We start from the raw sequence: 13,063 nt of genomic DNA, 5'->3' as shown, positions 1-13,063 counted from the left end.
GCTTTGCTAACAAGAGGCTTAAAGTTGTCTATGTCAGGTTGGCGTAAACTCTATTACAAATTATTGAATTTACCACTCTCTATTTTGGTAAAAAGTAAGGTCATTCCGACCGATCCTATCTCTGAACATGGGATCGATCCGACACGTCCGGTGATGTATGTTTTGCCTTATGATTCAAAGGCTGACCTGCTCACACTGCGTGCTCAATGCCTGAAACATGATCTGCCCGATCCGCTGGCTCCGCTGGAGATCGATGGCACCCTGCTGCCGCGCCACGTGTTTATTCACGATGGCCCACGCGTAATTCCCTATTTCGTGGCCAATCCCGAATCGGTAAAGCTGTTCCACGATTATCTGGATTTGCACCGCAGCAACCCGCAACTCGATGTGCAAATGCTGCCGGTCGCGGTGATGTTTGGTCGTGCGCCGGGACGTGAAACCTCCGGTGAATCCACGCCGCATCTGCGCGTGCTCAATGGCGTGCAGAAGTTCTTCGCCATTTTGTGGCACGGCCGCGACAGCTTTGTACGCTTCTCGCAAACCGTTTCGTTGCGCCAGATGGCGACCGAGCACGGCACCGATAAGTCGATTGCCCAAAAGCTGGCTCGCGTGGCGCGCATTCATTTTGCCCGCCAACGTCTGGCCGCGGTCGGCCCGCGTCTGCCTGCACGTCAGGATCTCTTCAACAAGCTGTTACAATCCAAAGCGATCGAAAAAGCAGTAGAAGATGAAGCGCGCAGCAAAAAGATTTCGCATGAGAAAGCCCAGCAGAACGCCATCGAAATGATGGAAGAAGTGGCGGCGGACTTCTCTTATGAAGCGATTAAAGTCACTGACCGCGTGATGGGCTGGCTGTGGAGCCGCCTGTATCAGGGCATCAACGTGCATGGCGGTGAGCGCGTGCGTCAGCTGGCGCAGGATGGTCATGAGATTGTGTATGTGCCCTGCCACCGCAGCCACATGGATTACCTGCTGCTCTCCTACGTGCTTTATCATCAAGGCCTGGTGCCGCCGCACATTGCTGCCGGTATTAACCTGAACTTCTGGCCAGCCGGCCCGATTTTCCGTCGTCTGGGCGCCTTCTTTATTCGTCGTACCTTTAAGGGCAACAAACTCTATTCCACCGTGTTCCGTGAATATCTTGGCGAGCTGTTTAGCCGGGGTTACTCCGTGGAATACTTTGTGGAAGGCGGACGTTCGCGTACCGGTCGTTTGCTGGATCCAAAAACCGGCACCCTATCAATGACGCTGCAGGCGATGCTGCGCGGCGGCAGTCGTCCAATCACCTTCGTGCCGATTTACATTGGCTACGAGCATGTGATGGAAGTGGGCACCTACGCCAAAGAGCTGCGGGGTGCGGCCAAAGAGAAAGAGAGCTTCCTGCAGATGGTGCGCGGTTTACGTAAGCTGCGCAACCTGGGACAGGGCTACGTTAACTTCGGTGAACCCCTGCCGTTGATGAACTATCTGAACAAAAACGTGCCCGAATGGCGTGATGCGATTGATCCTATCGAACCGCAACGCCCTGCCTGGATGACGCCCGCCGTGAATGACATTGCGGCGAAGCTGATGGTGCGCATCAACGAAGCCGGTGCAGCCAACGCCATGAACCTGTGCGTCACTGCACTGCTGGCGTCACGTCAGCGTTCACTGACCCGCGAACAGCTGATTGAGCAGTTAGAGTGCTACACCCAGCTGCTGCGCAATGTGCCCTATTCGCCAGAAGCCACGGTGCCTGACATGAGCGCCGAAGCGCTGCTTGATCACGCCATGGGCATGAACAAGTTCGAGACCGAGCAAGACAGCATTGGCGACATCATCATCCTGCCGCGCGAGCAGGCGGTGCTGATGACCTACTATCGCAACAACATTCATCACATGTTGGTGATGCCATCGTTGATTGCCGCCATCGTGCAGCAACATCGTGAAATCAGCGAAGCAGAGCTGCTGCGTCAGGTTAGCCTGGTATATCCGATGCTAAAGAGCGAGTTGTTCTTGCGCTGGGACAAGGCGGAGTTGCCTGCGCTACTTAACGCACTCTGTGCAGAGATGGCGCGTCAGGGCCTGATCACCTTGCAGGATGGTCAACTAAGAATGACGCCGGCACGTCACCGTTCGCTGCAACTGCTGGCGGCGGGTATTCGTGAGACGCTGCAGCGCTTCGCGATTACCTTCGCTATCCTCAGCGCGAAACCGGCCATCAACCGTGGCACGCTGGAGAAAGAGAGCCGCACGCTGGCTCAACGCCTGTCTGTGCTGCACGGTATCAACGCACCAGAGTTCTTTGATAAAGCAGTGTTTACTGCGCTGGTCCTCACGCTGCGTGATGAAGGATATATCAGTGACAAAGGCGATGCCGATGCCGAACGCAGTCATATGATGTGGCAGATGCTGGCGGAACTGGTGACCAGCGACGTGCGTCTGACGATTGAAAGCGCGGTCACCCACGATTAACGCGGCGATAAGCTAATAAAAAGGCGCACTTCAGTGCGCCTTTTTTGTTTATAACAGATCCGCGAACGGCACAGTGCTGAGCAGAATGCCGAGAAACAGCACCATGCCCACATAGTTGTTATTCAGAAACGCCTGGAAGCAGGGATCGCGCTCGCGCTGGGCAATTAGCTTCTGCTGATGCACAAACAAGCCCGCAGCCAGCAGCAGCGACCAGTAAAACGCCCCATTCAGTTGAAGCATCATGCCCACCAGCGCCATCAAACCGAGCGTTGCCAGCTGCAGTAAACCGATAATCAGTTTGTCGTAACGGCCAAACAGAATCGCCGTCGATTTTACGCCAATCTTCAAATCGTCATCGCGATCGACCATCGCGTACTGCGTGTCATAGGCCACCGTCCAGCAGATGTTCGCCAGGAAAACCAGCCAGCAGACTAAAGGTAAGGACTCACTAACTGCTGCCCATCCCATCGGAATCGCCCAACCAAACGCTGCGCCGAGCACCACCTGCGGCAGATGCGTGTAGCGCTTCATAAACGGATAAACCCACGCCAGCGCCAGGCCGCCAAACGACAGCAAAATGGTCATGGTGTTCATGGTCAACACCAGCATAAACGCCAGCAAACCGAGACCGGCAAACAGCAGCTTCGCCTCTTTCCCGGATACCGCGCCGCTGGCCAGCGGACGTGACGCCGTGCGCTTGACGTGACCATCGATTTTGCGGTCTGCGTAATCGTTGATCACGCAGCCGGCAGCACGCATCACGATAACGCCGAGCACAAACACCAGCAGCACCGGCAGCGGTGGAATCGCCATGCCGGAGAGCCACAGTGCCCACAGAGTTGGCCACAGCAGTAACACAGTGCCGATGGGTTTATCGATACGCATCAGGCGGCAGTAAGCCTGCCATTTGGTCATGGGTAAGGTGTTTTGCACAGTGGTTTTATCCTTGATCCAGCGCGCGATAGAGCGGCGACGCCGGTAAAAATAGTTCAGTTAACAGCAGCGGCTTGCCCGACAAACGCAGGCGGGAACGGCGTCCCCATAAATCGCCAACCTGACCGGGATCGATAAAATCGCGGCTCAGGGTAGATGAAGAGAACAGATAGCGGCCAAGCGGGCGCGTACCGAGCTGTTGCAGCATCTGCTCGGGGCCGTTCAGCGTGCTTTCTGGCACCACGGTGCGGCCAATCAGCCAAGGCTCGCCATCACCGCACAGCACAATTTCACGTAACCAGAAGCGCGGGTCGGCGGGCAAAAATTCCGCTTCCTCCGAGATCTCTTCAGCGCCAATAAACGCTTCGCGGATCAGTTTTACGGTCACTTGCTGGCAATGCTGCTCGAAGCGACGCGTCATGGAGTCTTCTTCCATTAACCAGTCAAGTAGCGGGGCAGAAAGCTGCGGTGAAGAGGCTGGCAGCCAGTGCAGTGCGCGTAACTGGCGCAGCGCGTCATGCGACATCAGGACATCTCCGGGAAAAAAGTTGCCCTAGTTTAGCGCAGAGGAGAATGCGTGGCACGGCTCGTTGTGCCACGCGATATTGTCACTCGCGTTTCAGGCGGTTACTGTTCGCTAGCCACAGCGTCACCACCAGAATCAAAATCGCCGCCGAGTAGTAGAGCGTATCGAACGGATTTTTATGGTCGACGATGATCAGGCGGATAATCGCCGTGATGCCGATGTAGATGAAGTAGCGCAGCGGGAAGTGATAACCAGACTGAAAGTACTTCACAATCAAGGCGATAAATTCGAAGTAGAGGAAATAGATAACGATGCCTTCAATCAGCAGATAGGAAGACGTCTGTTCGCCGGTGCTCAACAGCACGTTGGCCAGATGAATGGTTTCTTTACCAAGGAACACCACCAGAATAATGGCCAGAATGATCAGACCAATATTCAGCACCCACTGCAATGCTAAAGAGATGTACTGCCCAACCCCTGTTTTTATTGTCATTTTTGCGCCTCACGCTCTCAATTACTCACTGGCGCTATCATGCTGTAGTGTGATCAAAATCACAATATTTATACTTCGACATCCACACACAGCGCGTCATAGCGCCAGAACTCGCAGTCGCAATCAATCACGCGCTTGTGCTGATCGCGATTGATGCGGGTAATCAACAATCCGGGCGTGCCGCTCGCCACGTTGAGCGCGGGCGCTGCGCGCACCGGCAGCGGTCCCGGCAAAATGGTAAAACGCGCGCCGCCGTAGCGAATGCCATAGCGCTGGTCATACAGATCGGTGAGTGAACGCGTCAGGTCTTCATCCAGCAATCCCGGAAAGAAGGCGGGATTGAGGTAATGCTCGACATACAACACGGCGCGACCATCAATACGGCGCAAACGGCGAATGCGGTAAACCCGATCGCCCTCCAGCAGTTGCAGATGACGCGCGATGGCTAATTGCGCTGGCACTTCGCGCGCCTCCAGCACTTCAGTGCTGGCAATACGGCCTTGCTCAGCGGCCATGGCGTGAAAATGGCTGTGATGAGAGGGGTTGTAGACCAGCCGAGGCGGTGCGAGAAACCAGCCACGACGCAGTTCACGATAGATAATGCCCTGCGCTTCCAGCAAACCCAGCGCCTCACGCAGCGTAATGCGCGTGGTGGAATAGTGTTCGCTTAAGCTACGTTCGGCGGGCAAACGACCACCGGCAAATTCACCGCTTTCAATGCGTTCCCGCAGCCCTGCTGCAATCACATCCGCCGTTTTCGACATCATTTTTCAGCCTCATTTTGGGGCAAATCTGCACTATGACAGTTCGATGACTACAATGTGACAGAGAACAACCCACGCTTTAGCGCGCTGTAACCGCATGTGGATCGTCGCGCCACACCCCGTTTCACCACCATGGTCATAAAACCTTCATCTATTCGGGCTACATTGGCTCGGTTCTTGCTGGACTAGACCAAGAAGTCCCACAACATATACCGGGAGCAATCGAGATGAAAGCGTTTATCGCCTCTGTAGTAGCCAGTGCCGTACTGCTTGCGCTGCCCGCCGCGCAAGCCGCAGATAATGACCTCGCCGCGTTAGAAAAAGCCGCGCGCGCCGAAGGTCAGGTCAACAGCGTCGGCATGCCAGATAGCTGGGCCAACTGGAAAGATACCTGGAGTGACCTCAACAGCAAATATGGCCTGAAGCACAGCGACACCGACATGTCCTCGGCGCAGGAACTGGCAAAATTTGCTGCAGAGAAAGAGAACGCCAGCGCCGATATCGGTGATGTGGGCGCTGCTTTCGGTCCGATTGCCGTCGCTAAAGGCGTGGCGCAACCGTATAAGCCAACGCATTGGGAGCAAATCCCGAGCTGGGCAAAAGATCAGGATGGCAACTGGATGCTGGCGTATACCGGCACCATCGCGTTCCTGGTGGATAAGCAGCAGGTCAAAGATGTGCCGCACAGCTGGGCCGATCTGAAGAAAGGTAAGTATGTGGTCACTATCGGTGACGTCGGCACTGCGGCTCAGGCAGCGAACGGCGTGTTAGCGGCCAGCTATGCATTAGGCGGTGACGAGAAGAATGTGAAACCGGCGTTGAGCTTCTTCGGCGATCTGGCGAAAGAAGGCCGTCTTGGCGTGACCGATCCGGTGATTGCCAACATTGAAAAAGGCGAAATTCAGGTGGCGGTGGTGTGGGACTTTAACGGTCTGAACTACCGCGATCAGATCGACAAAAACCGCTACGAAGTGGTGATCCCTTCCGACGGTTCCGTCACTTCTGGCTACAGCACCATCATCAATAAATACGCCAAACATCCGAACGCCGCCAAGCTGGCGCGTGAATACATCTTGTCTGATGAAGGCCAGATCAACCTGGCGAAAGGCTATGCGCGCCCGATTCGTGCCGAGCATTTAACTCTGCCCGCCGACGTGCAGGCCAAGCTGCTGCCGCAGTCTGAGTATAAGAATGCCCGTCCAATCAAAGACCAGGCCGCGTGGGATAAAACTTCGAAAATGCTGCCGCGTCTGTGGCAAGAGAACGTCATCATTAATATGAAGCAGTAAGGAGCGAGGGATGAAAACGATCCTGGTGGTGTTGGATGGGCTGAGTAATCAGGTAGCGCAGCACGCAATGGGCTATCTGTTTGCTGAATGCGCGCAGGGCAACGGCCAATATTATACGCTGACTTGCGAACTGCCTTCGCTGTCGCGCCCGCTGTACGAATGCATTCTCACCGGCATTCCACCGGTGCGCAGCGGTATTATTCACAACGGCGTCAGTCGCATGAGTAATCAGCGCAGCATCTTCCATTACGCACGTGCCGCCGGTCTCACCACCGCGGCAGCCGCCTACCACTGGGTGAGTGAGCTCTACAATCAATCCCCGTTCAACGCGGCGCGCGACCGCCACACGGTCGCGCCCGATCTGCCGATTCAGTATGGCCACTTTTACTGGGACGACGGTTATCCGGATTCCCACCTGTTTGAAGACGCAGAAAGCCTGCGTTTGCGGCACGATCCCGACTTCCTGCTGATCCACCCGATGAACATTGACGATGCCGGACACAAGCACAGCCTGTCATCGCCGCAGTATCGCAACCGCGCGCGCATGGCCGATGGTTATCTGTCGCAGTGGATGCCGGACTGGCTGGCGGCCGGTTATCAGGTGATTGTCACCGCCGATCACGGCATGAACGATGACCGCTCGCACGGCGGCATTTTGCCGGAAGAGACGCAGGTGCCGCTGTTCGTGTTTGGTAAAGGTTTCTCGCTGCAGCCGGATCTCCAGCCGCAGCAGACCGAACTGTGCGGCATCGTGTGCACCTTGCTCGGCGTCGAACATGACAAACCGCTATGTCGCGCGTTACTGGCGGAGCCGCAGTAATGAAAGGCAAAACGCTCGCCGCGCTATTGCTGCTGCCGTTTGCGCTGTTCTGGGTGGCATTCCAGCTCGCGCCGCTGCTGTGGATTGCCATCAACAGCTTCTGGAGCGACATCAATGAGCGCTGGGGCTTCGACAACTACAGCGATATCCTCACCTCGCCGTTCTATTTGCAGGCGTTTCGCCTGTCGCTCGACATCTCCATCTGGTCGAGCATTTACGGCCTGCTGATTTCGCTGGTTGCCGGATATTCGCTGCATCAGCTCGGCAGCGGCCGCTTTCAGCGTTTTTTGATGTCATTTACCAACATGACCAGCAACTTCGCCGGCGTACCGCTGGCGTTTGCCTTCGTCATTCTGCTCGGCCTGAACGGTTGTCTGACGCTGCTGCTGCGCCATTACGGCGTGCTGGAAGGCTTTAAGCTGTTTTCGCGTGACGGCATGGTGCTGGTGTACACCTGGTTCCAAATCCCGCTCGGCATTTTGCTGCTTTATCCCGCGTTTGATGGCTTGCGACAGGATTGGCAAGAGTCCGCCGCGCTGCTGGGTGCGGGCCGCTGGCGCTATTGGTGGCACATCGGTTTGCCGATTCTGTTCCCGGCGCTGCTCGGTACTTTCGTGATTTTGTTGGCGAACGCGCTCGGCGCTTACGCCACTATTTACGCGCTCACTACCGGCAACTTTAACGTGGTGCCGGTACGTATTGCCGCGCTGGTCTCTGGCGATATCTCGCTTGATCCCAACACCGGCGGCGCGCTGGCGATGTTGCTGGTGCTGATTATGGCGCTGATTACCGTGGTGCAGCAGTATCTGGTGCGCCGCAGCTATCTCAACGCCAAACCTTCCTGAGGAGCTACACGTGTCGCGCGCGGAAAAATTTTATCATCGCCTGATTGTCTGGCTGCTGCTGGCCATTTTAGCCGCGCCGCTGCTGGCGACGTTACTGTACGGCATTTCCACCAGCTGGAGCGACACCATCCTGCCGCAGGGCTTTACGCTGAAGTGGCTCAGCGCGCTGTGGAGCGATGCGCGTTTCCTGACCGCGCTCGGTCATTCGCTACTGGTTTGCTGCGGTGCGCTGCTGTTCTCACTGATGCTGGTGCTGCCTGCCATGTTTGTAATCGCTTACTACTATCCGAAACTGGATGCGGTGATGAACGTGCTGATCCTGATGCCCTTCGCCGTGCCGCCGGTGGTGTCGTCGGTCGGGCTGCTGCAACTCTATTCGTCGTCGCCGCTGATGCTGACCGGCACGCCGTGGATTTTGATCGGCTGCTACTTCACCATCGCCTTGCCGTTTATCTATCGCGCCATCTCCAACAATATGCAGGCCATCAACCTGAAAGAGCTGATTGATGCCGCGCAGCTGCTCGGTGCCAGCACCTGGCAGGCGGCGCTGTTTGTGGTGTTGCCGAACCTGCGCAAAGGGGTATTTATCGCGGTGCTGCTCTCCTTCTCCTTCCTGATTGGTGAGTTTGTCTTCGCCAATATGCTGGTCGGCACCCGTTATGAAACCTTGCAGGTTTATCTGTTTAACATGCGCAACGGCAGCGGCCACTTCACCAGCGCGCTGGTGATCTCCTATTTTGCCGTCGTCCTGCTGGTTACCTGGCTGGCGAATGCCCTCAATCCTGAACGAGGCTGACCATGAGTTATCTGAGCGTCACCCAGCTGAACAAAAGCTACGGTCCGACCACCATTTTTGAAAACATCGATTTCAGTGCCGAAGAAGGCGAGTTTGTTACGCTGCTCGGCCCCAGCGGCTGCGGCAAATCGACGCTGCTGCGCTGTATCGCCGGGTTAACCGAAGTGGATAGCGGCAACGTGTTGCTGCAAGGACAGGATATCGTGCCGCTGCCGCCGCAAAAGCGCACCATCGGCATGGTGTTTCAGAGCTACGCGCTGTTCCCCAATATGACGGTTGAGAAGAACGTGGCGTTTGGCCTGAAGATGCAGAAACTGGCGAGCAGCGAGATTCAGAAACGCGTGATGGAAGTGCTGGCGCTGGTGGAACTCACCGACTTCGCGCGGCGTTATCCGCATCAGCTCTCTGGCGGACAGTGTCAGCGCGTGGCGCTGGCGCGTTCGCTGGTGACGCGTCCACGCTTGCTGTTGCTGGATGAACCGCTGTCGGCGCTGGATGCGCGCATTCGTCGCCATCTGCGTGAACAGATCCGCAATATTCAGCGCGAGCTGAAACTCACTACCTTGTTTGTTACCCACGATCAGGAAGAGGCGCTGACCATGTCCGATCGCATCGTGCTGATGAATCGGGGAAAGATCGTGCAGAACGGCAACGCGGAAATGCTCTATACCCAACCGGCCGATCTGTTTGCCGCCGGCTTTATCGGCAACTACAACCTGCTGAGCGCCGAACAGGCAACGCAGCTGACCGGACAGGCGTTTAGCGGTCAGGTAGCGATTCGCCCGGAGTCGATCCAGCTGTGCGCACCGCAGGCGGGCATTCCCGCCACCATCCTCAGCCACAGCTTGCTTGGCAACGTGATTCGCTATCGGGTGCGTGCGCAAAACGTGGAACTCTCGATAGATGTCCTCAACCGCAGCGTGGCAGATTTGCATCCCGCTGGTATGCAGATTGGGCTACAGTTAGAGATGTCGACGTTGCGCCAGGTTGCTTAATTTAAACGAAAAAAGGCGACACAACGCGGCGAAGGTTTTACCGGTTGTGCTCACCGTCAGGCTGGCAATCGGTGTGGTTTGAGCCTGACGGATGAGGAGCCTCTATACGTGTTAACTCTGCTTAATCTACTCTCCGCCGTTGCGCTGCTGGTGTGGGGCACACACATTGTGCGCACCGGCATCATGCGCGTTTACGGTGCCGATCTGCGTCGCGTACTCAGTCGCAGCGTTGAAAAAAAACCGATGGCGTTTCTTGCCGGCATTGGCGTCACGGCGCTGGTGCAGAGCAGTAACGCCACCACGCTGCTGGTTACCTCCTTTGTTGCACAGAATCTGGTCAGTCTGACGCCTGCGCTGGTGGTGGTGCTGGGCGCGGATGTCGGGACCGCGATCATGGCGCGCATCCTGACTTTTGATTTGTCGTGGCTGTCGCCGCTGTTTATCTTCTTTGGCGTGGTGTTCTTTCTCAGCCGCAAGCAAACGCGCATTGGGCAGTTAGGCCGCGCCAGTATTGGGCTTGGCCTGATTCTACTGGCGCTGCAGCTGATTGTCGCGGCCGCCAAACCGATCACCCAGGCGGCGGGCGTTCAGGTGCTGTTCTCGACGCTGACCGGCGATGTGATGCTCGATGCACTGATTGGCGCGGTGTTCGCCATCATCAGTTACTCCAGCCTCGCGGCGGTCCTGATTACCGCCACGCTGACCGCTACCGGTGTCATCTCCTTCAAGGTGGCACTCTGTCTGGTGATTGGTGCCAACCTCGGCAGCGGCCTGCTGGCGATGATCAACGCCAGCGGCTCCAATGCAGCGGGCAAACGCGTTGCGCTCGGCAGCCTGCTGTTTAAGCTGATTGGCAGCATCGCCATTTTGCCGTTCGTCAATGTTGTCGCCGATGTGCTGGATAAGCTGCCAGTCAATGATGAAGAGCTGGTGATCTTCTTCCACGTCTTCTACAACCTGATTCGCTGTTTAGTCATGGTGCCGTTTGCCGATCCAATGGCGCGCCTGTGCCGCCGTATGATTGCCGATGATCCCGAAAACGAAGCCCATCTCAAACCCAAACACCTCGACAGCAGCGCGCTGGATACGCCAGCGTTAGCGCTGGCTAACGCCTCACGCGAAACACTGCGCATCGGTGATGTGGTCGAGCAGATGATTGAGTCATTCAATAAGGTGGTGCATGGCGACCTGCGCGAAGAGCGCGCGGTGCGGCGGCTGGATGATGATGTTGATGTGCTTTACACCGCGATCAAACTCTATCTGGCGCGTATGCCAAAAGAGGATTTGCCGGAGGATGATTCGCGCCGCTGGGCGGAGATCATTGAGATGGCGCTCAACCTGGAGCAGGCGGGCGACATTATCGAACGCATGTGCGCCGACGTAGCGGATAAGTCACTGACCGCGCGCCGCGCCTTCTCTGCCGAAGGGCTGGAGGAGCTGCAAACCTTGCAGGAACAGGTGCTGTATAACCTGCGTCTGAGTTTGTCGGTGTTTTTGTCGCACGATGTCACCAGCGCCAAACGCCTGCGCCGATCCAAGCACCGCTTCCGCATCCTGATTCGCCGTTTCTCCCACGCGCACGTCGAGCGCTTGCATCTGCAGAACGTACAAAGCATTGAAACCAGCTCGTTGCACCTTGGCTTGCTGGGCGATTTGAAGCGTTTAAATTCGCTGTTCTGCGCCGTGGCGTACACGGTTTTAGATCAGCCGGATGATGAGCGGGAAGAGGATTAACAAGGTCAGAATCGCGCCGCTACAAATCCGCGTAATGGTCCGTAGCGGCGCAATGTATTGCGCTGGTTTTACATCACGACAGCAAACTGAACGCAATCATGCCAACAATCGCGCCGGTGGTGCCCAAAATGGTTTCCATCAGCGTCCATGTCTTCAGCGTTTCGGCTTCGGTGGCGCCGGTGAAGCGGCCAAACAGCCAGAAACCCGCATCATTCACATGACTGATAATGATCGAGCCGCCGCCGATACAGATCGACAGCGCGGCCAGCTGCGCGCCGCTGTAGTGCAGCGGTTCAATCACCGGCATCACTAAACCGACGGTGGTTAAACACGCCACGGTGGCCGATCCCTGAATCACGCGAATCGCGCCAGAAAGGATGAAGCACGCCAGCGCAATCGGCATGCCTGCGCCGGTCAACGCATGCCCTAAAACCGGGCCAACGCCCGAATCCACCAGTACCTGCTTAAACACGCCGCCCGCACCAATCACCAGCAGAATAATGCCCGCCGGTTGCAGCGCGCTGCCGCACACCTGCATTACCTTCTCTTTATCCATGCCCTGACGATAAGCCAGGCCATAAATCGCCACCAGACAGGCCAGCAGAATCGCGGTGAATGGATGGCCGATAAACTCCAGCCACTCATACAGATGGGAACCCGGCGTGGTGAAGCGTGCGCCGATGGTTTTCAGGCCAACCAGCAGCAGCGGGAACAGAATCAGCGCCAGACTAAAGCCAAACGACGGCAGTTTACCCTCTTCCACTTCCGGCTGATGATCTTCCGGCGGTGCACTAAAGCTGACGTGCTGCGCAATAACGCTGCCAAACAGCGGACCGGCAATCAGCATGCCCGGAATCGCGGCGCACAGGCCCAGCAGAATCATCCAGCCAAAATCAGCGTGCATCTGCGCGGCCAGCAGCATCGGCGCGGGACCCGGCAGCAGAAACGCGGCGGACGCCGCAACACCGGCAAACAGCGGGATCACCAGCTTAACTAAATTGCCTTGGGTGCGACGCGCCACGGCGAACGCAATGCTGATCAGCAACACCACCGCCACTTCAAAGAACAGCGGCAACGCACAGATCAAGCCAGCGACGCCCATCGCATAGTGCGCGCGGCTTTCCCCAAAGGTTTTCAACATGCGAATGGCGATCTGATCGACGGCGCCGGTTTCATGCAGGATCTTGCCGAACATCGCGCCTAACGCCACCACAATGGCGAGAAAGCCGAGCGTTCCGCCCATGCCTTTTTCCATGGTTTGTGCGATTTTATCGAGCGGCATGCCGGAGAACAGACCGGCACCAATGGAGACTAACATCAGGGCAACAAAGGCGTGCATACGCGCTTTCATCACCAAAAACAGCAGCAGCAGGACAGAGCCTGCTGCGGTTAACACTAGCGTTGCGGTACTCAT

The 13,063-nt window shown here is 56.7% G+C and carries 12 protein-coding genes; 7 read left to right on the top strand and 5 right to left on the bottom strand.

Going from position 1 to position 13,063, the window contains the following annotated elements:
- Positions 1-30 precede the first annotated feature (30 nt).
- Entirely contained in the window at positions 31-2,454 is a 2,424-nt protein-coding gene (gene plsB / locus AAF463_RS01600; protein WP_110868147.1) for a glycerol-3-phosphate 1-O-acyltransferase PlsB, read from the top strand.
- A gap of 48 nt (positions 2,455-2,502) precedes the next feature.
- Here plsB and ubiA read toward each other — a convergent pair whose 3' ends face one another.
- The 4 genes from ubiA to AAF463_RS01580 form a co-directional block, all read right to left on the bottom strand.
- Positions 2,503-3,387 carry a 4-hydroxybenzoate octaprenyltransferase gene (ubiA, locus tag AAF463_RS01595; protein WP_101763072.1) on the bottom strand — a complete coding sequence of 295 codons (885 nt, stop codon included), beginning with the start codon at positions 3,385-3,387 and terminating at the stop codon, positions 2,503-2,505.
- Between the two features lie 7 nt (positions 3,388-3,394).
- On the bottom strand, positions 3,395-3,913 hold the full coding sequence (gene ubiC / locus AAF463_RS01590; RefSeq protein WP_137384959.1) for a chorismate lyase: 519 nt from the start codon (positions 3,911-3,913) through the stop codon (positions 3,395-3,397).
- A gap of 82 nt (positions 3,914-3,995) precedes the next feature.
- Positions 3,996-4,406, bottom strand: coding sequence for a phosphate-starvation-inducible protein PsiE (gene psiE, locus AAF463_RS01585; RefSeq protein WP_061718383.1), 411 nt, complete (start codon positions 4,404-4,406; stop codon positions 3,996-3,998).
- Positions 4,407-4,474: 68 nt separating this feature from the next.
- Positions 4,475-5,173, bottom strand: coding sequence for a UTRA domain-containing protein (locus tag AAF463_RS01580; RefSeq protein ID WP_101763074.1), 699 nt, complete (start codon positions 5,171-5,173; stop codon positions 4,475-4,477).
- 224 nt (positions 5,174-5,397) lie between these two features.
- Here AAF463_RS01580 and AAF463_RS01575 point away from each other — a divergent pair, with 224 nt between their 5' ends.
- From AAF463_RS01575 to AAF463_RS01550, 6 genes are all read left to right on the top strand, one after another.
- Positions 5,398-6,459: an ABC transporter substrate-binding protein gene (locus tag AAF463_RS01575; RefSeq protein ID WP_101763075.1), complete on the top strand. Its 1,062-nt coding sequence runs from the start codon at positions 5,398-5,400 to the stop codon at positions 6,457-6,459.
- Between the two features lie 10 nt (positions 6,460-6,469).
- The gene (locus AAF463_RS01570; RefSeq protein ID WP_217550070.1) at positions 6,470-7,279 is read left to right on the top strand and encodes an alkaline phosphatase family protein; all 810 of its coding nucleotides are present in this window, start codon (positions 6,470-6,472) and stop codon (positions 7,277-7,279) included.
- Positions 7,279-8,124 carry an ABC transporter permease subunit gene (locus AAF463_RS01565; protein ID WP_101763077.1) on the top strand — a complete coding sequence of 282 codons (846 nt, stop codon included), beginning with the start codon at positions 7,279-7,281 and terminating at the stop codon, positions 8,122-8,124. Before AAF463_RS01570 ends, AAF463_RS01565 begins: the two co-directional genes overlap by 1 nt.
- A 10-nt stretch (positions 8,125-8,134) precedes the next feature.
- A complete protein-coding gene (locus AAF463_RS01560) occupies positions 8,135-8,920 on the top strand; it encodes an ABC transporter permease (RefSeq protein WP_222184953.1) in 786 nt (261 codons plus the stop codon).
- Between the two features lie 2 nt (positions 8,921-8,922).
- Positions 8,923-9,915, top strand: a complete 993-nt coding sequence (locus tag AAF463_RS01555; RefSeq protein WP_222234570.1) for an ABC transporter ATP-binding protein — start codon at positions 8,923-8,925, stop codon at positions 9,913-9,915.
- Positions 9,916-10,023: 108 nt separating this feature from the next.
- Complete coding sequence (locus AAF463_RS01550; RefSeq protein ID WP_222211738.1) at positions 10,024-11,649, top strand: Na/Pi cotransporter family protein; 1,626 nt, start codon at positions 10,024-10,026, stop codon at positions 11,647-11,649.
- A gap of 73 nt (positions 11,650-11,722) precedes the next feature.
- On the opposite strand, the gene gntU is transcribed toward AAF463_RS01550, so the two are convergent.
- Positions 11,723-13,063 carry a gluconate transporter gene (gntU, locus tag AAF463_RS01545; protein WP_110868139.1) on the bottom strand — a complete coding sequence of 447 codons (1,341 nt, stop codon included), beginning with the start codon at positions 13,061-13,063 and terminating at the stop codon, positions 11,723-11,725.

This window comes from Pantoea sp. BJ2 (assembly GCF_040255075.1).
Lineage (GTDB): Bacteria > Pseudomonadota > Gammaproteobacteria > Enterobacterales > Enterobacteriaceae > Pantoea > Pantoea leporis.
Note: the sequence above shows the minus strand (reverse complement) of the source record. Positions and strands in the feature narration are given on the sequence as shown.

Excerpts from the sequence above, each read along its gene's own strand:
- AAF463_RS01565 (WP_101763077.1), top strand. The coding sequence starts at position 7,279 with ATGAAAGGCAAAACGCTCGCCGCGCTATTGCTGCTGCCGTTTGCGCTG.
- AAF463_RS01580 (WP_101763074.1), bottom strand. The coding sequence starts at position 5,173 with ATGATGTCGAAAACGGCGGATGTGATTGCAGCAGGGCTGCGGGAACGC.
- gntU (WP_110868139.1), bottom strand. The coding sequence starts at position 13,063 with ATGAGTACCGCAACGCTAGTGTTAACCGCAGCAGGCTCTGTCCTGCTG.
- ubiC (WP_137384959.1), bottom strand. The coding sequence starts at position 3,913 with ATGTCGCATGACGCGCTGCGCCAGTTACGCGCACTGCACTGGCTGCCA.
- AAF463_RS01555 (WP_222234570.1), top strand. The coding sequence starts at position 8,923 with ATGAGTTATCTGAGCGTCACCCAGCTGAACAAAAGCTACGGTCCGACC.
- AAF463_RS01570 (WP_217550070.1), top strand. The coding sequence starts at position 6,470 with ATGAAAACGATCCTGGTGGTGTTGGATGGGCTGAGTAATCAGGTAGCG.
- AAF463_RS01575 (WP_101763075.1), top strand. The coding sequence starts at position 5,398 with ATGAAAGCGTTTATCGCCTCTGTAGTAGCCAGTGCCGTACTGCTTGCG.
- plsB (WP_110868147.1), top strand. The coding sequence starts at position 31 with ATGTCAGGTTGGCGTAAACTCTATTACAAATTATTGAATTTACCACTC.
- psiE (WP_061718383.1), bottom strand. The coding sequence starts at position 4,406 with ATGACAATAAAAACAGGGGTTGGGCAGTACATCTCTTTAGCATTGCAG.